At 41.9% G+C, this 18,767-nt stretch carries 19 protein-coding genes; 10 read left to right on the forward strand and 9 right to left on the reverse strand.

What is annotated here, in order from left to right; all coding sequences use genetic code 11:
- The first annotated feature begins 118 nt into the window (after nucleotides 1–118).
- Together rluA and AADY36_RS13810 are read left to right on the forward strand one after the other, a co-directional pair.
- On the forward strand, nucleotides 119–772 hold the full coding sequence (rluA, locus tag AADY36_RS13805) for a bifunctional tRNA pseudouridine(32) synthase/23S rRNA pseudouridine(746) synthase RluA (RefSeq protein ID WP_342409098.1): 654 nt from the start codon (nucleotides 119–121) through the stop codon (nucleotides 770–772).
- An 80-nt stretch (nucleotides 773–852) separates the two neighbouring features.
- Nucleotides 853–1,788, forward strand: coding sequence for a DUF3530 family protein (locus AADY36_RS13810; RefSeq protein ID WP_342409099.1), 936 nt, complete (start codon nucleotides 853–855; stop codon nucleotides 1,786–1,788).
- Here the strand turns inward: AADY36_RS13810 and djlA are convergent.
- From djlA to AADY36_RS13825, 3 genes are read right to left on the reverse strand one after another with little or no spacing between them, the layout of a single operon-like run.
- Nucleotides 1,771–2,643, reverse strand: coding sequence for a co-chaperone DjlA (gene djlA, locus AADY36_RS13815; RefSeq protein ID WP_055197666.1), 873 nt, complete (start codon nucleotides 2,641–2,643; stop codon nucleotides 1,771–1,773). The two genes, AADY36_RS13810 and djlA, sit on opposite strands and share 18 nt — an antisense overlap.
- A 23-nt stretch (nucleotides 2,644–2,666) precedes the next feature.
- Nucleotides 2,667–3,323 carry an N-acetylmuramate alpha-1-phosphate uridylyltransferase MurU gene (murU, locus tag AADY36_RS13820; protein WP_342409100.1) on the reverse strand — a complete coding sequence of 219 codons (657 nt, stop codon included), beginning with the start codon at nucleotides 3,321–3,323 and terminating at the stop codon, nucleotides 2,667–2,669.
- On the reverse strand, nucleotides 3,320–4,321 hold the full coding sequence (locus AADY36_RS13825; protein WP_342409101.1) for an aminoglycoside phosphotransferase family protein: 1,002 nt from the start codon (nucleotides 4,319–4,321) through the stop codon (nucleotides 3,320–3,322). Before AADY36_RS13825 ends, murU begins: the two co-directional genes overlap by 4 nt.
- A gap of 103 nt (nucleotides 4,322–4,424) precedes the next feature.
- Between AADY36_RS13825 and lptD the strand changes: the two genes are divergently transcribed.
- The 7 genes from lptD to AADY36_RS13860 all read left to right on the forward strand — a co-directional run bounded on the left by lptD (nucleotide 4,425) and on the right by AADY36_RS13860 (nucleotide 13,153).
- Nucleotides 4,425–6,671, forward strand: a complete 2,247-nt coding sequence (lptD, locus tag AADY36_RS13830) for an LPS assembly protein LptD (RefSeq protein WP_054562770.1) — start codon at nucleotides 4,425–4,427, stop codon at nucleotides 6,669–6,671.
- 36 nt (nucleotides 6,672–6,707) lie between these two features.
- On the forward strand, nucleotides 6,708–8,000 hold the full coding sequence (gene surA, locus AADY36_RS13835) for a peptidylprolyl isomerase SurA (protein ID WP_055021167.1): 1,293 nt from the start codon (nucleotides 6,708–6,710) through the stop codon (nucleotides 7,998–8,000).
- A 5-nt stretch (nucleotides 8,001–8,005) separates the two neighbouring features.
- Nucleotides 8,006–8,998 (forward strand): 4-hydroxythreonine-4-phosphate dehydrogenase PdxA, encoded by a 993-nt coding sequence (pdxA, locus tag AADY36_RS13840; RefSeq protein WP_342409102.1) that lies wholly within the window; start codon nucleotides 8,006–8,008, stop codon nucleotides 8,996–8,998.
- Nucleotides 8,995–9,801: a 16S rRNA (adenine(1518)-N(6)/adenine(1519)-N(6))-dimethyltransferase RsmA gene (gene rsmA / locus AADY36_RS13845; RefSeq protein ID WP_054550997.1), complete on the forward strand. Its 807-nt coding sequence runs from the start codon at nucleotides 8,995–8,997 to the stop codon at nucleotides 9,799–9,801. The genes pdxA and rsmA overlap by 4 nt, the downstream gene beginning before the upstream one ends.
- On the forward strand, nucleotides 9,785–10,174 hold the full coding sequence (gene apaG, locus AADY36_RS13850) for a Co2+/Mg2+ efflux protein ApaG (protein WP_054550996.1): 390 nt from the start codon (nucleotides 9,785–9,787) through the stop codon (nucleotides 10,172–10,174). Before rsmA ends, apaG begins: the two co-directional genes overlap by 17 nt.
- Before the next feature lie 6 nt (nucleotides 10,175–10,180).
- Nucleotides 10,181–10,996 carry a symmetrical bis(5'-nucleosyl)-tetraphosphatase gene (locus AADY36_RS13855; protein ID WP_055197656.1) on the forward strand — a complete coding sequence of 272 codons (816 nt, stop codon included), beginning with the start codon at nucleotides 10,181–10,183 and terminating at the stop codon, nucleotides 10,994–10,996.
- Between the two features lie 141 nt (nucleotides 10,997–11,137).
- A complete protein-coding gene (locus AADY36_RS13860; RefSeq protein ID WP_054562774.1) occupies nucleotides 11,138–13,153 on the forward strand; it encodes a methyl-accepting chemotaxis protein in 2,016 nt (671 codons plus the stop codon).
- A 151-nt stretch (nucleotides 13,154–13,304) separates the two neighbouring features.
- On the opposite strand, the gene AADY36_RS13865 is transcribed toward AADY36_RS13860, so the two are convergent.
- The 5 genes from AADY36_RS13865 to rplU form a co-directional block, all read right to left on the reverse strand.
- Nucleotides 13,305–13,682: a DUF3718 domain-containing protein gene (locus tag AADY36_RS13865; RefSeq protein ID WP_054562775.1), complete on the reverse strand. Its 378-nt coding sequence runs from the start codon at nucleotides 13,680–13,682 to the stop codon at nucleotides 13,305–13,307.
- 79 nt (nucleotides 13,683–13,761) lie between these two features.
- Nucleotides 13,762–14,241 carry a type 3 dihydrofolate reductase gene (folA, locus tag AADY36_RS13870; protein ID WP_082401652.1) on the reverse strand — a complete coding sequence of 160 codons (480 nt, stop codon included), beginning with the start codon at nucleotides 14,239–14,241 and terminating at the stop codon, nucleotides 13,762–13,764.
- A gap of 80 nt (nucleotides 14,242–14,321) precedes the next feature.
- Nucleotides 14,322–15,476, reverse strand: coding sequence for an Obg family GTPase CgtA (gene cgtA, locus AADY36_RS13875; protein ID WP_054562776.1), 1,155 nt, complete (start codon nucleotides 15,474–15,476; stop codon nucleotides 14,322–14,324).
- A gap of 150 nt (nucleotides 15,477–15,626) precedes the next feature.
- Entirely contained in the window at nucleotides 15,627–15,884 is a 258-nt protein-coding gene (gene rpmA, locus AADY36_RS13880) for a 50S ribosomal protein L27 (RefSeq protein WP_054551015.1), read from the reverse strand.
- Between the two features lie 16 nt (nucleotides 15,885–15,900).
- Nucleotides 15,901–16,212 (reverse strand): 50S ribosomal protein L21, encoded by a 312-nt coding sequence (gene rplU / locus AADY36_RS13885; protein ID WP_036965957.1) that lies wholly within the window; start codon nucleotides 16,210–16,212, stop codon nucleotides 15,901–15,903.
- 410 nt (nucleotides 16,213–16,622) lie between these two features.
- Here rplU and ispB point away from each other — a divergent pair, with 410 nt between their 5' ends.
- Nucleotides 16,623–17,594, forward strand: a complete 972-nt coding sequence (gene ispB / locus AADY36_RS13890; protein WP_248529289.1) for an octaprenyl diphosphate synthase — start codon at nucleotides 16,623–16,625, stop codon at nucleotides 17,592–17,594.
- Between the two features lie 89 nt (nucleotides 17,595–17,683).
- On the opposite strand, the gene mdh is transcribed toward ispB, so the two are convergent.
- A complete protein-coding gene (mdh, locus tag AADY36_RS13895; RefSeq protein ID WP_054562778.1) occupies nucleotides 17,684–18,619 on the reverse strand; it encodes a malate dehydrogenase in 936 nt (311 codons plus the stop codon).
- Nucleotides 18,620–18,767: the final 148 nt, after the last annotated feature.

Consider the following 18,767-nt stretch of genomic DNA (forward strand, 5'->3'; position numbering starts at 1 on the left):
TTTAAACTCCATAGCTGAATTTACTGTATCTTAGCTGCTACTCGAAAACCAGCACTGGCATTGTGTATGCGCTCATACTCCTTTAAAATAGCGCACTTGCATATCATCGAGGCTGGCTGTGTTACTCAATTATAATCCCCCAATGACACCTTATTTAAGTATTGTTTATCAAGACGATGACTTGCTTATTGTGAATAAACCAAGTGGTTTACTTACTGTGCCGGGAAAAGATCCAAAACACGCCGACTGCCTTATTGCTCGCATTAATCGCGTTTTTCCAACGGCAAAAATTGTTCATCGCCTTGATATGGCGACCTCTGGCATTATTTGTTTAGCTATGCACAAAGAAGCGCATCGTAATTTAAGCATTCAGTTTCAAGATAGAAAAACTGCAAAACGCTACATTGCTCGTGTATTTGGTAAGCTTGAGCAAGAAACTGGATCGGTAGATTTACCACTTATTTGTGATTGGCCGAACCGACCAAAGCAAATGGTTGATCACGATAATGGCAAACCGTCATTAACCCATTTTAAAATGCTTGAATATGAACAGAATGCAACTCGTGTTGAGCTTACCCCTATTACTGGGCGTTCTCACCAACTACGTGTGCATATGCTGTCATTGGGTCACCCTATTTTAGGCGATAAGTTGTATGCTCACCCCGAGGCATTCGCCATGGCCCCTCGCTTACAACTGCATGCTGAAATGCTAACCTTAGCTCACCCAGCCAGCGGTGAAACATTGATTTTTGAAGCCGCTCCTGAGTTTTAAGACAATTCGCTAAATATTTAATAAATACTGCCGATAGTTAATCAATAACTGATTTAATTAAAGACTCAGGTAATATCGGCATGAATTTAAAACCCGCACATAGCTTACTTTACGCAGCCTGTTTTGCGTTGATGGGCAATGTGAACGCTGCCGATTTTATTAAACCTACCCCTTGGTCAAGTTTGGTCACTAACGATATACAACGCTTTTTACCTAGCGATGAAGTACGCACTCTGCTTGCTGGTGAAGATGAGTTCATTAGCTTATATCGTCAATCGATGGCAGCGAGCCAACGCGGCATTGTGCTAATCATTCCTGATTGGCAACACTTACCCACTAATAATGCTGGTATTAACTTTTTGCGCAAGCAGTTAAACGAAATTGGCTATGCAACCCTTGCCATGACCATGCCTGACATTGATTGGCATCCTGTCGATATGGCAACGCCCGAGTCACCTGAGAGCTCTGAATCTGAGTCAACAACACAAAGTAATGAACAAGGCGATGAGCTAGCAGCTTCTGCTCCACCAGCCCAAACACAACAAGCGCCTCACTTTGTTACGGGTGAGCCCAATATCAGTGAAGCCGTGCTTGATGATTACAAATTAAAGCTAATTGCCAGATTCAATGCCTTGTATAACAGTGCAATGGATGAAGGCGGCAATATTATTGTGGTGGCACAAGGTGCCAGTGCGGGGCTATTGATAGAGCATTATGCTAGCTTTCCAAATAACGAACTAAACGCTTTTATTAGCCTAGGTAGCTATTTACCTAACAGTGTTCGTAACCAGCATCTCAATGCCACGCTTTCGACTATCAGCCCACCGTTACTGGATATTTTTTACAGCGAGGGTAACCCTGACACCCTGCAAAGTGTTAAAGACAGAAAACGCTGGGTAAGAAAACACGCTAAATATGACTACCGACAAAGAGAGTTATTTGGTGTGCCTTCAGAGCCTGAGCAGCACCAGCGGCTGCTTAAAGAGGTAGACGGCTTTTTACGCCGCCTTTTTTAAATACTCATAAGCCGCTTGAATATCTTGGCTTTTCTTTACCGCAACTTCCATCATGTGTTTTGGTAAACCTTGCGATACCAGCTTATCGGGGTGATGCTGAGCCATGAGCTTTCGATAGGCTACTTTAATATCTCTCGAAGAAGCATCACTGTTTAAGCCTAATAGAGCCAACGCTTGGGCGCGGTTCATACCATTATTCGGTGGCACACTGTGCCCTCTTTGTTCACTATGACTGCTGCGATTTTGCTGGCTTTGTTGACGCTGCTGTTCATAAAAACGCTGTTGTTGCTGACGAAATGCAAATTCGGCTTGGTAGCGTTTTAATAAAAATGCGAACTGAGTACGTGAAATACCTAACTGCTTGCTCACCTCTTGCAATAGCTGCTTTTCTTGCTCTGCAAGGTGGCCATCTGAAAAGGCCATTTGAATTTGTATTTCGAGGAACAGTTGCAATAAATCATGGCGTCGAGCAAAGCGCTCTTTAAAGTCATGAACGGTTTCTTTTAATGAAAAGTCGCTTTCTTTACCACTACGAAAGGCATCTTGTGCTTCTCTGCGCTCATCACCTGATAGGCCCATTTCGTCCATAAACAAACTTGCAGCACGAATATGCGTTTCACTAACGCGACCATTCGATTTGGCGATATGCCCCATCACCGCAAAACAGCTAGAAAAGAAAAGTGCTTGGCGCTCGTTAATATCATCGCCTTTAAACAAACCAGAAAAACCACCTGCTTTATCAAAGTCTTGTTTTAAGCTGCGATCGAACATATGGCCTAGGTATAGGCCCAGTAAGGCTCCTATAAATTTGCCAAACATAAAGCCAAAACAAAAACCGAGTACTTTTCCCCACATAATTTGGCAAACCTCTGTTGTTATTACAAAGCGAAACGCTGATTGATTTCGTCGAGCCTGGCTGGTGTGCCAATGTCATCCCATTGCCCCAAATAAAGCTCAGTCGTAACTTGATGTTCACTGAGCTTTTCTCGCAAAATGGGCCCAAGTGGACGAATACCTGCGCTGAGACCTTTAAAGAAATCAGCATGATAGCGACTTATACCGGAAAAAGTATACTTTTGACTATCTGGGCTTAGGTGACTCAGTGCAAAATCACCATCAGGGTTATGCGCGGGATTTTCAACAAGTACAATATGCGCCTCCCCTGCTTGCAGATGAAGCTGCATCAACGAAGTCACATCATAATCAGTAAACACATCACCATTGATGACAATAAATTGCTCACCCAATAACGGCAATGCTTGAATGATGCCCCCGGCGGTTTCAAGCCCCCCAGCCTGCTCTTGGCTATAAGTGATCGATACACCAAACTGCGAACCATCAGCAAAATACTCTGTTATTTTGTCACCTTGCCAGGCAAGGTTAATGACAATATCGGTAATGCCTGCTTGGCGTAAGTTATTAATATGATGCTCTAATAATGGCTTGCCGTTAATCTTTAGCATCGGCTTTGGCATCGTTTCTGTTAGCGGCATCATGCGTTTACCACGGCCCGCCGCTAGGATCATTGCTTTCATTTGGACTCTTTCGTTAATCGCAGCTTAGTCTGTGGAATAATAGTCTGCTCTATCCACTGGCCAAGGGCTGTTAACTCTGGGTATTCTTTACTGACATTACTAATGTATGTAAGGGTTGGCAGCACATTATTCAAATAACCAGACTTACCGTCACGTAATTTTAAGCGGCAAAATATACCTGCAGCTTTTAAATGACGCTGCACGCCGGTTAAGTCAAACCAGCGCTTAAACATCTCAAATGAGGTGTCTTGCAATAGCTGTTGCTCGCTGAATTCGTCATAAGCGTAATGTAAAAGGTAATCTAGCTCTTGCTCTGGTAACTTGAAATAGCAATCCCTTAATAACGACACAAGGTCATAACACACTGGCCCTTGTACCGCATCTTGATAATCGATAATTGCCCATTGCTGCCCCGTGCGCATAATATTGCGGCTATGGAAGTCTCGGTGCACTGTAACAATTGGTTGTTCAAGGGCATTGTTAACTAATAACTCACAAGCCTGTTGCCACATTTGCTGCTCATCAGCAGAAAGTTGCTCACCAATAAAGTTATCGACTAACCAATCTCTAAAAATGCTCAGTTCAAATTGTAAAAACTCGCCATCAAATACTTTCATGTATTGGGCTGGCGGGATTTGCGCCCATTGTGCACTTAACTTTATTAGATGTTTGTAGTGTAAAGTGCGGTCTTCGTCGCCCAGTAAATCAGCCAAATGAGTATTGCCTAAATCACTCAGCAAGAAGAAGCCTTGCTTTTCATCTGCTTGAAGAATTTTTGGTAATTTAAAGCCATGCTGAGAAAACACTTTATTGAGTTCTATATAAGGCGTGTTATCTAATTTATCTGGATCTGAGTCCATGACAATATAGCTCTGATCACTTGTATTTACGCGGAAATAACGGCGAAAACTCGCATCCCCTGTGATGGCGGCTAATTGATATTCATCCTCTTTAAAATGAGGATTCAAAAACTGCTGTAAACTTTTATAACGATTCATTTAGTAAGATATCTATTTTTCACTAAGTCAATTACTGTATTTGCCATTGTTTTCCTTTATTATGTCTAGCTTATATCCAACCAAAGAGCATTAAGGTCATTAAATGAGCAAAACCTGGGGCATAATGATGCTAAGCGTACTTAGCGCACCATCGTTCGCCGAAACTGAACTGACACACAATTTTTGTGGCACTTCAATGCAAACCAGAGCTTGGCAACCGCTCCCTGGCCTTGAACTTAATATGATCGATATCAAATCCGATGATATTGAACTATTGGGTACCCAAAGCGCAGAATTTACCGGTAATGTAGATATTAACACCCTAACGATGAATTTGTCCGCACAAAGTGCACTGATTGACAAACAACGTGGGTTACTTAATGCAACCGGCCCTATCGTTTATCGCGATAAAGTAAGCCAAATTAATAGTTCTGGGCTCAATGCGGATTTAAATAATTCTGAATTAAGCTTGCTTGGTGCTGATTATAAGCTCACCGACCAACTTGGTCATGGTGGCGCAGAAAAACTAACAGTCAACGAGTCTGGCCTAAACCTGATGAACGCAAGCTTTACTACCTGTCCGGGCGAAACACCGGTGTGGGCAATTGAAGCCGACGAAATTGACTTATCAAGCGAAGATGGCTGGGGCGAGACCCACAATACCGTATTACGGGTATTTGATACGCCAGTTCTGTATGTTCCTTATTTTACGTTTCCGTTAGATGACCGTCGTAAATCAGGTTTATTAACGCCTAACTTCTCTAGTTCAGGCCGCTACGGTATTGAAACTATCACTCCGTATTACTGGAATATTGCTCCAAATTACGACGCCACCATTACGCCTCGCTACATGTCTAAACGCGGTTTGCAAATGATTGGTGAGTTTCGTTATTTAACTGAGCAAAACAACGGTCTCATTGCCGTTGAGTACCTAGATAAAGATGATGAAGAGCCAAATGTTGACTCTCGTTATCTATTCCATTGGCAGCAGCAAAGCTACTTTGGTGAGAACTGGCGCGGTAATATCGATATTACTAACGTTAGTGATGATAATTACTTAACCGATTTAAATTCTGGCTACGCGACTCGCACAGATACTCAGTTATACCGTACAGGTTCACTCACCCACTTAGGTGACACTTGGCGCACCAATATTAAGCTACAGAGTTTTGAAGTACTTGGTGATCACCGCGAATCGTATGCGGCACTGCCACAAATTAGTTTTTCGCAAACTGATGCGTATGATTTTTATGGTGTTGATTTAACCCTTGATGGTGAGCTTAGTTATTTCACGAATGATGATGCCGTCATTGATGAAGCAAGCCGTGTTCACATAGAACCTAAAGCAAGCTTTGGTTATCAGGAATACGCATGGTCATTTTTATCTGAGTTCAGCGTATTACATACTGAATATAACCAGCATGGCGATTTAGCAGGGACAGACTACGACGAAAAAGTCACCCGTACCCTGCCAAAAGTGCGTTTATACAGCCAATTAAATTTTGAACGTGATACTGCGTTTTTCTTCAAAGATGGTATTCAAACTCTTGAGCCACAAATTCAGTACTTGTATACGCCAAATAAAGACCAATCAAATATTGGCCTTTACGATACGGCAAAATTACAAGATGACTTTTTTGGTTTATTTAGAGACCGTCGTTTCTCAAGTATCGACCGTATTGCTACTGCGAACCAATTTACGTTAGGTGCGACTACTCGCTTATTTAGCAATGAAAACGAAGAAGTATTTAATTTCAGCGCAGGCCAAATCTTCTATTTAAGTGATGATGCCAAGCCTACATCACAAGGTATTAATGTTGATACTAACTACAATGCCTTGTTCGCAGCGCAAACCATGTTACATTGGCACCGTCGCTGGTATCTATCAGGTGGTATTCAATACGACACTGATGGTAAAGAAATTATTCAATCAAATATCACCTTAGATTATAAAGGTGACGATAAACAGCTCGTGCAATTGAACCATCGCTATGCAAATGATGTCTCAGGCAATACAATCGAGCAAGTTGGTCTATTTACCAGCATTCCGCTATCGCAAGATTGGCAGTTTGTTGGCAGCTATCACCGCGATTTAGAAAGTGGTCGTAGCATTGAGGTTTTCAGCGGTCTTCAGTATGAATCGTGCTGTTGGGCGTTTCAAATCACAGGCCGTCGTCAAATCGAAACTGATTTAAACCAGGCGATTGGTCAAGAGCAAGCAACCTTTGATACCAGTATTGGCTTCAATATCGTATTAAAAGGGCTTGGTAGTAAAAGCCGTTATGATGCACAAAAATTATTACAACAAGGTATTTTTGGCTATCGTAGACCGTATTTTCTTAATAACTAGTACCGCAGTACTATTAGCAAGAGTATTAGAAAAAGTATGAATTTAAAAAAATTATTTGCATCTGCATTATTAACAGTTGGCCTTTGCCAAAGCGTTTTCGCAAAACCTGTCGAAATTGACAAAGTCGTTGGTGTAGTTAACCAAGGTGTTATTTTACAAAGTGAAGTAGACACCATTATCAATCGCGTAAAAACTCAAGCGCAAGAGCAAGGTCAGCAATTACCTTCTGATGATACGCTTCGCATTCAAGCAATCGAGCGTTTAGTAAACCAAACTCTGATGATGCAACTTGCTGAGCGCATGGGTTTAGAAATCTCTGACTCTCAGTTAGACCAAACACTTGAAAATATGGCTCGTGAGCAAGGCGGTACAATCGCTGATTTACGTCGCACTATAGAGGCATCAGGCGAGAGCTACCCAGCATACCGTGAAGAAATTCGTAAAGAAATCACCACGCAACAAGTAATGCGTGCGAACGTTGACCGCCGTATTTACATTAGCCCACAAGAAATCGATAACCTTCTTAAAATCATGGAAACTCAAGGCAAGAATGCCGAAGAGTATGATATTGGTCATATCTTGATTGATATCCCAAGTGATGCAACAGCTGATGAAATCACCAGTGCTAAAACACGTGCAGATAAAGTTATCGAGTTTTTAAAAGAAGGCAAAGAGTTCAAGCGTATCGCTATTTCATCTTCTAGCGGTTCAAAAGCCCTTGAAGGTGGTCAGCTAGGTTGGATGAGCATCAACGAAATGCCATCACTATTTGCAGAAGCGGTAAAAGGCCATAAAAAAGACGATATCGTTGGCCCGCTTCGTTCAGGTGCTGGTTTCCACATCATTAAAGTGCAAGATGTTCGTGGTCGCCAAGTTGTTGAAACAACAGAGGTTCGTTCACGTCACATCTTAATTAAGCCTTCTATCATCTTAAGCGAAGAAAAAGCGCGTGACATGCTAAAAGGTTTTGCTAAAGAGCTACGTGAAGGTAAAGCTGACTTTGGTGAACTTGCTAAAGAATACTCTGAAGACCCGGGTTCTGCATTAAAAGGGGGTGAGTACGATTGGACTGATCCAAGCACCTATGTACCAGAATTTAAAAATACCCTGCTTTCTCTAGATAAAAATGAAATCAGTGAGCCATTCAGAACACAGTTTGGTTGGCACATTGTACAGCTACTTGATAAGCGTGTAGCTGATAAAACAGAGCAAGCTAAGCGTAACCGCGCTCACCAACTACTGTTTAATCGTAAATTTAAAGAAGAAAGTTTCAACTGGCAGCAAGAAATGCGTGAACAAGCGCACGTTGATATTTTCCCAACAGAATAAAAATTATGACCATTAGAATTGCAATTACCCCAGGTGAGCCAGCCGGTATTGGCCCTGATTTACTTATCAAGTTAGCCCAGCACCAGTGGGATGCCCAACTGGTGGTGATTGCTGATGGCGCGCTGTTAAAACAGCGCGCTAAATTGCTTGGTTTAGATATTAATTTAATTGACTTCGATGACAGCCAAGCCCCAAGCATTGCCCCTGCAGGCAGCGTTTACTTACATCAAGTAGATTTAGGCTCTGACGTTGAAGTGGGCGTACTTAATGACGCCAATGGTCAATACGTGCTGGATACACTACGTATCGCCAGTGAAAAAAATATGGATGGTACCTTTGCCGCTGTTGTTACAGGCCCTGTGCATAAGGGGATTATCAACAAAGCAGGTATCTCATTCAGCGGCCACACTGAGTATTTTGCACAGCAATCGAATACTGCCGATGTAGTGATGTTGTTAGCTACAAAAGGCTTACGCGTGGCGCTTGTTACAACGCATATACCGCTTGCTTATGTATCGCGCGCAATCACCGTTGAGCGTTTAAGTAAAGTTGCCACTATTTTAAACCATGACTTACAAACTAAGTTTGGTATTGAAAAACCGCGTATCCTCGTCTGTGGTCTAAATCCACATGCTGGCGAAGATGGTCATTTAGGCACTGAAGAAATTGATACCATAGCGCCAACTTTAGAGCTGTTAAATAATCAAGGCATGAACTTAATTGGACCATTGCCTGCTGACACCTTGTTCCAAGATAAATACCTTTCGCAAGCAGATGCAGTGCTTGCAATGTATCACGATCAGGGATTACCTGTGCTAAAATACAAAGGTTTCGGCAATTCGGTCAACATCACCCTTGGCCTGCCATTTATTCGCACCTCTGTAGATCACGGTACGGCTCTCGATTTAGCCGGCACAGGTACTGCTGATGTAGGTAGTTTTGAATTAGCGATCCGCGAAGCAATTAAGCTCGCCCATGAAAAAGCACAGAATCAATGACAGATAAAGTACATTTAGGACACCGCGCGCGTAAGCGTTTTGGTCAAAACTTTTTAAACGATGACATGATCATCGACAAAATCGTCACGGCTATCGATCCTAAACCTGAAGACAATTTAGTAGAAATCGGCCCGGGTCTTGGTGCAATCACTGAGCCAGTCGCTGATTTAAGTGGCCACCTAACAGTTGTTGAGCTAGATAAAGACTTAGCAGAACGTTTAACGAGCCACCCATTCTTAGGGCCAAAGTTAACAGTGCATCAAGGCGATGCAATGAAATTCGATTTTAGCTCTTTGATCAAGTCTGACGAAAAGTTAAAGATTTTTGGTAACTTACCATACAACGTTTCGACTCCGCTGCTATTCCATTTATTTGAGTTCGCAGATAACGTAGAGCACATGCACTTTATGCTGCAAAAAGAAGTGGTCAAACGTATGGTCGCAGGCCCGGGCAGTAAAGCATTTGGTCGCTTAAGTGTAATGACGCAATATTACTGTCACGCAATGCCAGTGATTGATGTGCCGCCAGAGTGCTTTAAACCAGCACCTAAAGTAGATTCAGCGGTTATTCGCTTGATCCCTAAAAAGCCTGAGCAACGTTCAGCTAAAAGCACGAAGTTACTAAACACGGTATGTTTAGAAGCCTTTAATCAACGCCGTAAGACTCTGCGTAATAGTTTATCTAACTTACTTACAGCTGAAGAACTAACAAGCATCGGCATTGATATCACTCTGCGTGCTGAAAGCCTGTCTTTACAACAATTTATTGATATAGCTAATTGGATTTATGACAACAAGCAGTAATTTAGGTTCTCCAATTAAGGTGTCGGTTGAGACCTTCTATGTAGAAGGTCAATCAGAGCCTGAACAAGATAAATACGTTTTTGCTTACTCAATCACCATAAAAAACCACAGTTTATGCAGTGCTAAGCTATTGAGTCGTTACTGGTTAATTACCGATGCCAACGGTAAAGAAGTGGAAGTACAAGGTGAAGGGGTTGTGGGTGAAACACCTACCATTGCCCCAGGTGAAAGCTACAAATACACCAGTGGTGCAGTGCTTGATACTCCTGTTGGGACGATGCAAGGCCATTACACCATGCGTAACGAATTTGGCACTGAGTTTGAAGCGCCAATCGAGGTGTTTCGTTTAGCTCGTCCAAACATATTGCATTAGGTAATAATGGCTAACTACGCAATTGGTGACTTACAAGGCTGTTATAGTGAATTTGATGCGTTACTAAAACGTGTCAACTTCAACCCAAGCCAAGATCACCTTTACTTAGTTGGCGATATTGTTGCTCGAGGCCCTGATTCACTCGCTTGCCTCGAGCGCCTTCATACTATGCAAGGCAGTGTAACTATTACTCTTGGTAATCATGATTTACACCTAATTGCTTGTCATTATCTAAATAAACCAGCAAATCCAAAAGATAAGCTTGCTGGTGTTTTTGACAGCCCAAAGCTCCCTGAATATATTCACTTTTTGCAACAACAACCATTAGCGATTTGGCTTGAACGCTATGACATGCTGATAAGCCATGCTGGCTTAAATCCAAATTGGTCAATAAAAAAAGCATTAAAACGCGCTCGCTTTGCCGAAAGTTGCTACCAAGGTAGTGATGCCTATCATTACTTTGCCAATATGTATGAACCCCACCCATTAGAATGGCAATCAACGCTACCTAACGAGGCTAAATTTCGTTATATCGTTAATTACTTCACGCGCATGCGCTTCGTTAATTTGCTTGGTGAACTCGATTTCAGCAATAAAACCAGCATTAGTGAAGATAGCTCAATAATCCCTTGGTTTGAGCATCCGAGTATAAGTAAGCTCAAGCAACAGATCACATTTGGTCATTGGGCTGCTTTAGAAGGTAAAGTTAAAGCCGAAAATATTCATGCCCTCGACACTGGCTGTGTATGGGGAGGCGCGATGACCCTCATGGAACTCAGCAAAAAAGACTGTTTTGTCGAAAAATCCCACTCTTTTATCTAAATAAACTGAAAAATAGCTGAACATCTGTTAGATTTATAACAATTAAAGTTAATTTAATTTTAAGCTAATTAAATTTAAATACTTAACTAATTGGCAACCTTGCCGATAAGTGTTGATTAGTACTATTTTCTGGAATTACATATGAACTTGACCGTTAGACAGCGTATTTGGGGTGGCTTTATTGTTATTACGTTACTCCTGCTATTTATTGGTGGTAACTCGTTGATCAGAATTACCAACATTGATCAATCGACACAGCGAGTTAATCAGCTGTCATTACCGGCCCTCGACAAAAGTTATGAGTTGCAGGTTGAATTCATCCTGATGAGTAAATCAGCGCAAGCTAGTTTTTACACTACATCACAAGATGAATTAGCAACTATTCGCAAGAACTTTACCGAACAGAAAAAGCGTTACGATAGCTCTTATCAAGACCTACAACAAATAGTGAGTAACGACCCTAAATTAAAACAAAGCAGTCAAGAAGTTGAGCAAACTTATAAGCGCTTTGCCAAGTCTGTCGATAACCTTTTTAAGGATAAACAAACTCAACTTGAACTTAACAATACGCTGCGCACCCAGCTTGAAGATATTGAGATCAGCGCAGAAGATGCTAACTCTGTTGTGCTTGACATCATTGATATTGATGGTCTTGAAGAGAACCATTCACGTGCCTACCAAGCTGCTAACAACATGGAAAACAACTTCCAGTCGGTAGTGACTAACAGTACCGATATGCTAACGGTTAAAACTCTTAACACGTTAGATATCGTGAAAAACGAACAAGTTTATTACTTAGAAGAAGTTGAGCGCAGCCTTGGCCTTATTCGCCCAGCTATCATTGAAAGTAATGCTGATTTATATAATGACCTAAACAGTTATGTTGAAAACCTTGTAAATAACGTACGTGGCAACAACAGCCTATCAGCAAATAAAAAGCGTTTAATTGATGCAATTGCACAAACTCAAGCTGAACTTGCAAATGCAGAGAAATCAACGACTGAAGCCCTAAAACAACTTAAAGAGCTTGTTGACCAAGCAACTGTACTTGCTTTTGACTTACAGCAAGATGTAAGTGGTAACGTATCTACAGCAACCATCTGGACTTGGATTGCCATGGTTATCGCCACTTTAATTGCAATTGCTGTTGCAGCAATTACTGTTAGCCGTATTACTAAACCACTTTCTGAAGTAAACCGTATTCTTGATATTGTTGCTAGCGGCGATATGACTCAACGCCTAGACGACTCTGCTAAAGACGAGTTTGGTGAGCTATCACGTAGTTGTAATACGCTAATCGAAAGTTTACGTACGCTTATTCAAGGCATTATCTCTCGCTCTACACAGCTTGCAGCTGCATCTGAAGAAACTTCAGCAATCACTGAAGAATCAAGCCAAGCTATTCGTAATCAACAAGCGCAAGTAGAACAAGCTGCTACAGCAACCACGGAAATGAGCAGCACATCACAAGCGGTAAGCAGCAGTGCTCAACAGGCACTTAGTGAAATCAAGAACGCAGATAAAGAAGCTGACCGTGTTAAAGGTATTTCTTCGCAAAACAAAGCGACTATTGAACAACTTGCTCGTGAAGTTGATGATGCATCACAAGTTATCAATAAGCTACACAAAGATAGCGCATCAATTGGTGGCATCTTAGATGTTATTCGTGGCATTGCAGAGCAAACTAACCTACTTGCACTGAATGCTGCAATTGAAGCAGCCCGTGCCGGTGAACAAGGTCGAGGCTTCGCTGTTGTAGCTGACGAAGTACGCTCTCTAGCGAGTAAGACTCAAGAATCGACGCAAGAGATCCAAGCTATGATTGAATCGCTTCAGGTTGGTGCAGAGGCTGCTGTATCGGCAATGTCGAAAGGTAAGCAACAGGCTGAGTCTTGTGTTGAGCAATCAGACCTTGCCAACACAGCCCTTGACTCAATCACAGCAGCCGTTGCACAAGCGCATAATGTAAGTGAAGAGATCTCGACAGCCGCTCACGAACAGCAACAAGTATCGCAAGAAATTAGTGAACGCTTAGAGTCAATTGTGGCAATTGCAGAGCAAACAGCTGAGGGCGCAAACCAAACCAATATTTCAAGTTCAGAAGTTGCTAAGTTAGCCGAAGAACTACGTTTATCGGTAGACGCGTTTAAAGTTTAAGAAGCTGTAAACGAGTTACGAGTTAACAAAGATAGAAGCCGTGTTTGTGAAAACAAACACGGTTTTTTGTATGTATTCACTTTATAAGGTGTTATTCAGGCACAAAAAAACCGCAACGAGTGCGGTTTCTTAAATTCTATTGGCGTTTCAATTAAAGGCCTGCGCGGTCTTTAATAACAGCGATTAGTGGAGAACCACCGTGGCCGTTTGATTCTGCCCATGCGATGTCTGCACCGTCTGCTAAAGAGCTTTTAGATAAGTTCTTAACGATGTATTCACCAGCATCCGCAGCGCCGCTTTCAATTGCATGACGAAGCATATTGTTGCCGTTACATTTTACAGCATCAAAGATGTTACGAATTTTCACACGTGAGCTTTTAAGCTTACTACGTAAACGGTTTTTATCATCAGCTGCGATGTACTCACAGATAGAAACCGCTAATTGATCATCAGCTTTTGCTGGTGCTGTATACGCAACTGACGCTGAAACAACAGCCGCTGCAAGTAACATATTTGGTAACTTCATCATATTTTGCCCTTATGTAATACTTTCTTCTTACCAAGATTGTGTAATATTGTACCAACTAATTAATTTTACCGCAATAATGTTACGAGTTTTTATACAGGGTTACAAAAGTATACGAGTAAGGGTTTTTGTTATCAGGCTGATGCTTTTCTTGCTCGGCAACTGTCCAATTAGCAACACTTTCGTAATCTGGAAACTGCGTATCACCGGCCACTTCAAGGTCGATGAATGTTAAGTATAGACGATCTGCTTGAGATAGAAATTGTTCGTATATATTTCCGCCACCTATAATCATTACTTCTTCAACATCAGCAACCAATTCCAGCGCAGCCTCTGGTGAAGTAACCACCTCAATACCTTCAGCTGTGTAATCAGCATTACGCGTGATAATAATATTTTGACGACCTGGTAAAGGCCGACCTATTGATTCAAATGTTTTACGGCCCATGATCACAGGCTTTGCCATGGTTACTTTTTTAAAGTGTTGCAGATCGGCGGGTAAATGCCATGGCATTTGGTTGTCTTGGCCAATTACTCGGTTATTTGCCATAGCAGCAATCATTGAAATTTTCACACTAAACCTTAATACTTTTTTCTTATTAATAAAAAAGGAGCGCATGGCTCCTTTTCAGTTTTAAAATTTTATCGCTGGTAGATAACTTCTACATCGTAGTCATCATCATCCCAGTCGTCATCCCAATCATCATCGTCTTGAGATGTTGCTTTCTGATGATAAGTATCCCACTTAAACTCAACTTCTTCTTTCTCTTCTTCAGCGAATTTCTCTTTCGGCATACTATCAAGTAGCGCCATGATATCATGACATAGTGCTTGGGTATTTTGCTTATTTGCAGCAGAGATACGGTAAACATTAACCTCTTCACCTAGCTCTTCGGCAATTTCATTACACAGCGCTTCAGCTTCATCTTCTGGTAATAGGTCAATTTTGTTAAATACTAACCAGCGCGGCTTTTCAGCAAGCTTAGGACTATATTGGTGTAGCTCATTAATAATCGCAAAGGCATTATCAACCGGATTTGTGCCATCAACAGGCATAACATCAATGATATGCAGTAATACACGACAACGCTCTAAGTGCTTTAAGAAGCGAATACCAAGGCCTGCACCATCTGAAGCCCCTTCGATTAGACCTGGAATATCAGCAATTACAAATGACTTATTCGCATCTGGGCGTACTACACCAAGATTAGGAATAAGCGTCGTAAACGGGTAATCTGCCACTTTTGGTTTAGCTGCAGAAACACTGCGGATAAACGTTGATTTACCAGCATTTGGTAAACCAAGTAAGCCAACATCAGCAAGTAGCATTAGCTCTAAGCGTAAGCTGCGAACTTCACCAGGTGTACCTAGTGTTTTTTGACGTGGCGCACGGTTTGTACTTGATTTAAAACGTGCGTTCCCCAAGCCATGGAAACCACCTTTTGCAACAACAACCTTTTGACCATGCTGGGTCAAATCACCTAATGACTCTTCAGTATCAACATCAATGATACGTGTACCAACAGGCACCTTAAGCGTTAAATCAGCGCCTTTTTTACCAGTCATGTTGCGGCTTTGGCCATTTGTGCCGCGCTCTGCTTTATGAAAACGCTCAAATTGGTAATCAATTAACGTATTTAAGTTTTCATCGGCTTGTAGATAAACGCTGCCGCCATCGCCGCCGTCGCCGCCATCAGGACCGCCATCTGGTACATATTTTTCACGTCGGAAAGATACGACACCGCTGCCGCCATCACCCGCGTCACAACGAATTTCTACTTCATCTACAAACTTCATGATTACTCACTTTAAGATTGGCTTGTTAATAACTCTATTATATACCTAAGTGCCTTATTCAGCACCCAATGCCAAGGCGCTTAGGTATATATTTATGAGCCTTAAAACAAAAAACCCCGCAAAGGCGGGGTTTTTCAAATATCGAGATGATTACTCAGCTACGATATTTACGTATTTACGGTTTAAAGGACCTTTCTGTTCGAATTGAACTTTACCATCTGCTTTTGCGAAGATAGTGTGGTCTTTACCGATACCTACGTTTGCGCCAGCGTGGAAACGAGTACCACGTTGACGAACAATGATGCTACCCGCTAGAACTGATTCGCCACCAAAACGCTTAACACCTAGGCGTTTGCTTTCTGAATCGCGACCGTTACGAGTACTACCAGCTGCTTTTTTATGTGCCATTTCTCAGTACCTCTAATTAAGCGCTAATGCCAGTGATTTTAACTTCAGTGAACCATTGACGATGGCCCATTTGCTTACGAGAATGCTTACGACGTCTAAATTTAACAATCTTAACTTTCTCACCGCGACCGTGTGAAACAACCTCAGCTGTTACTTTACCACCGTTTACGAACGGTACACCGATCTCGATTTTCTCACCATCAGCAACTAAAAGTACTGAATCAAATTCAACTGCTGCACCAGTTTCAACGTCTAATTTCTCAAGACGAATTGTTTGACCTTCAGTCACACGGTGCTGTTTACCACCACTTTGGAAAACCGCGTACATAATTAACTCCGTCTGTGCGCCCTCAAATCGACGCAACTAAAATATTCTTCAATAGGGCGCGAAGTTTACGCTAATGTGCAAAAACTAGCAAGCCTCTTTTTCGATAAAATGAATAAAAAATAGCTGCATTGAGAGCAATTCAATATTTTCCCCTATTCTATCCTAAAAACACCACATGCCAAGCGGTTTTTACGATCTCATGACAATTAAATTACGCTAATAATACGCACCTTGAAAATTCAAAAAGCTGATCACTTATTAATCAAGACTATAAATTTATCTTGGCTAAATTGATCTCAAATAAAAAACTTTACAGTGTTTTTTTACTGAATCATCACAAAATATCGAGCAAGCGCTTTTTTTGTTGTACAATCAGCCCCGTATACCCATAAATATTGGCTCGGAGATCAATGGATATAAAAGCTATCCAGACGTTAATCGAAAATGAAATGGATGACGTCAATCAACTTATACATGCCCAAATGCGCTCAGATGTCGCATTGGTTAACCAACTCGGTTTATACATAGTAAACAGTGGCGGTAAACGCGTTCGTCCTATGTTGGCCATTTTAGCGGCAAAAGCACTTGGTTATGAGGGCAAAGACCATATTACGCTTGCCACTATCATCGAATTTATTCATACCGCAACTTTATTGCATGACGACGTTGTCGACGAGTCACATTTGCGCCGTGGTACGCCTACAGCCAACGCAGAGTTTGGTAATGCAGCGAGCGTTTTGGTGGGTGACTTTATCTATACACGTTCATTTCAGCTTATGGTTGGCCTAGGTAAAATGCCAATCATGCAAATTTTAGCTGATGCAACCAATGTCATCGCTGAAGGTGAAGTATTACAGCTAATGAATTGTAATGACCCTGACACGACAGAACAAAGCTATATGCAGGTTATTTACAGCAAAACGGCAAAATTGTTCGAAGCTGCAACCGGCCTTGCTGCAATTATTACCGAGCAAGACGAACAAACCCTTGAAGCATTAAACTTATACGGTATGCATCTTGGCACTGCATTCCAATTAGTGGATGATGTTCTAGATTACAATGCTGATGCCGAGCAACTTGGTAAAAACATTGGCGATGATTTAGCTGAAGGTAAACCTACCCTACCGCTTATCTACGCAATGCAAAAAGGCACACCAGAGCAAGTTAAGCTAGTACGCGAAGCAATTGAACTTGGTAATGGTATGGAGCACTTAGAGAGCATTCTAGCGGCATTAGCTGACACTAAGGCCCTTGAGTTTGCAATGCAAAAAGCTGAGCAAGAAGCTGACAAAGCAATTGCTTGTATTGCGTTCTTACCAGATACACCGTACAAACAAGCCTTAGAGAGTTTGGCCCGTATCGCCGTTGCCCGCGATCACTAAACGCTATTTATTCGAGCCATTAAAAAAGCCTGCATTTGCAGGCTTTTTTGTTTTCGGCGATTTAAAAAATCGCCTATCATCTGTCGGAATTAACCGTTGATGAAATCAACACCTTCTTGGATGTCTTTGTTAAGTGTAGCTAGCATGTCGTTTTTAGCTTGCTCTTCGAATGCACTTAACTCACCGTAAGAAAGGATTTCTTCAACGCCGTTTTTACCTAGACGAACTGGGTGTGCGAAGTATGCTGCGTCACCGTTTTCAACTGCAACGTATGCGTAATCAACTACTTCTTCACCTTGTAAGCCTTTAACTAAAGACATACAGAAGCGTGCTGCAGCAGCACCCATTGAAAGAGTCGCTGAACCGCCACCCGCTTTAGCGTTAACAACTTCAGTACCAGCGTTTTGGATACGTGGAGTTAATGCTGCAACTTCTTCGTCAGTGAAAGTAACACCTTCAACTTGAGATAGAAGAGGAAGAATTGTAGTACCTGAGTGACCGCCGATCACTGGAACTTTAACATCAGTTGCGCTTAAACCTTTAAGTTCAGCAACAAATGCTTCTGAACGGATCACGTCAAGCGTTGTGATACCGAATACACGGTTAGCATCGTAAGTACCCGCTTTTTTGAATACTTCAGCAACGATTGGCACAGTGCCGTTTACTGGGTTAGTGATGATACCTACTAACGCTTTAGGACAGTTTTTAACGATGCCTTCAGCTAATGTTTTGATGATACCTGCGTTTACGTTGAAAAGGTCCGCACGGTCCATGCCTGGCTTACGTGGCATACCCGCTGGGATAAGAACGATATCACAACCAGCTAATGCTGCGTCTAGGCTGTCAGCACCAAAGCCTTCAACTTTAACGTCTGTTGGGATGTGAGAAAGATCAACCGCTACACCAGGAACAACAGGGGCAACATCGTATAACGATAATTCAGAACCTGCAGGTAAACTTGTTTTTAATAATAAAGACAATGCTTGGCCGATACCGCCAGCTGCGCCTAAAACAGCAACTTTCATTGGAATTCTCCGTAATTTGAGGTAGGAAATATTTGTGGCCCTAAAGATAATGAAATTAGCGACTAAAAACAAATTTATCCTGCTTATTTCGCGTATAATTTCGACCATAGTTGTAAACTTGGCTGTAAAGACACAGCATTTTGGACGA

Source organism: Pseudoalteromonas sp. D15MCD-2 (assembly GCF_038562745.1).
Taxonomy (GTDB): domain Bacteria; phylum Pseudomonadota; class Gammaproteobacteria; order Enterobacterales; family Alteromonadaceae; genus Pseudoalteromonas.

Bases quoted from the DNA above. Each gene is read 5' to 3' on its own strand.
- pdxA (WP_342409102.1), top strand. From the start codon at position 8,006: ATGACCATTAGAATTGCAATTACCCCAGGTGAGCCAGCCGGTATTGGC.
- mdh (WP_054562778.1), bottom strand. From the start codon at position 18,619: ATGAAAGTTGCTGTTTTAGGCGCAGCTGGCGGTATCGGCCAAGCATTG.
- rsmA (WP_054550997.1), top strand. From the start codon at position 8,995: ATGACAGATAAAGTACATTTAGGACACCGCGCGCGTAAGCGTTTTGGT.
- djlA (WP_055197666.1), bottom strand. From the start codon at position 2,643: ATGTGGGGAAAAGTACTCGGTTTTTGTTTTGGCTTTATGTTTGGCAAA.
- surA (WP_055021167.1), top strand. From the start codon at position 6,708: ATGAATTTAAAAAAATTATTTGCATCTGCATTATTAACAGTTGGCCTT.
- AADY36_RS13855 (WP_055197656.1), top strand. From the start codon at position 10,181: ATGGCTAACTACGCAATTGGTGACTTACAAGGCTGTTATAGTGAATTT.
- folA (WP_082401652.1), bottom strand. From the start codon at position 14,241: ATGATTGCTGCTATGGCAAATAACCGAGTAATTGGCCAAGACAACCAA.
- AADY36_RS13865 (WP_054562775.1), bottom strand. From the start codon at position 13,682: ATGATGAAGTTACCAAATATGTTACTTGCAGCGGCTGTTGTTTCAGCG.
- ispB (WP_248529289.1), top strand. From the start codon at position 16,623: ATGGATATAAAAGCTATCCAGACGTTAATCGAAAATGAAATGGATGAC.
- AADY36_RS13825 (WP_342409101.1), bottom strand. From the start codon at position 4,321: ATGAATCGTTATAAAAGTTTACAGCAGTTTTTGAATCCTCATTTTAAA.
- murU (WP_342409100.1), bottom strand. From the start codon at position 3,323: ATGAAAGCAATGATCCTAGCGGCGGGCCGTGGTAAACGCATGATGCCG.
- lptD (WP_054562770.1), top strand. From the start codon at position 4,425: ATGAGCAAAACCTGGGGCATAATGATGCTAAGCGTACTTAGCGCACCA.
- rpmA (WP_054551015.1), bottom strand. From the start codon at position 15,884: ATGGCACATAAAAAAGCAGCTGGTAGTACTCGTAACGGTCGCGATTCA.
- apaG (WP_054550996.1), top strand. From the start codon at position 9,785: ATGACAACAAGCAGTAATTTAGGTTCTCCAATTAAGGTGTCGGTTGAG.
- rplU (WP_036965957.1), bottom strand. From the start codon at position 16,212: ATGTACGCGGTTTTCCAAAGTGGTGGTAAACAGCACCGTGTGACTGAA.
- AADY36_RS13810 (WP_342409099.1), top strand. From the start codon at position 853: ATGAATTTAAAACCCGCACATAGCTTACTTTACGCAGCCTGTTTTGCG.
- cgtA (WP_054562776.1), bottom strand. From the start codon at position 15,476: ATGAAGTTTGTAGATGAAGTAGAAATTCGTTGTGACGCGGGTGATGGC.
- AADY36_RS13860 (WP_054562774.1), top strand. From the start codon at position 11,138: ATGAACTTGACCGTTAGACAGCGTATTTGGGGTGGCTTTATTGTTATT.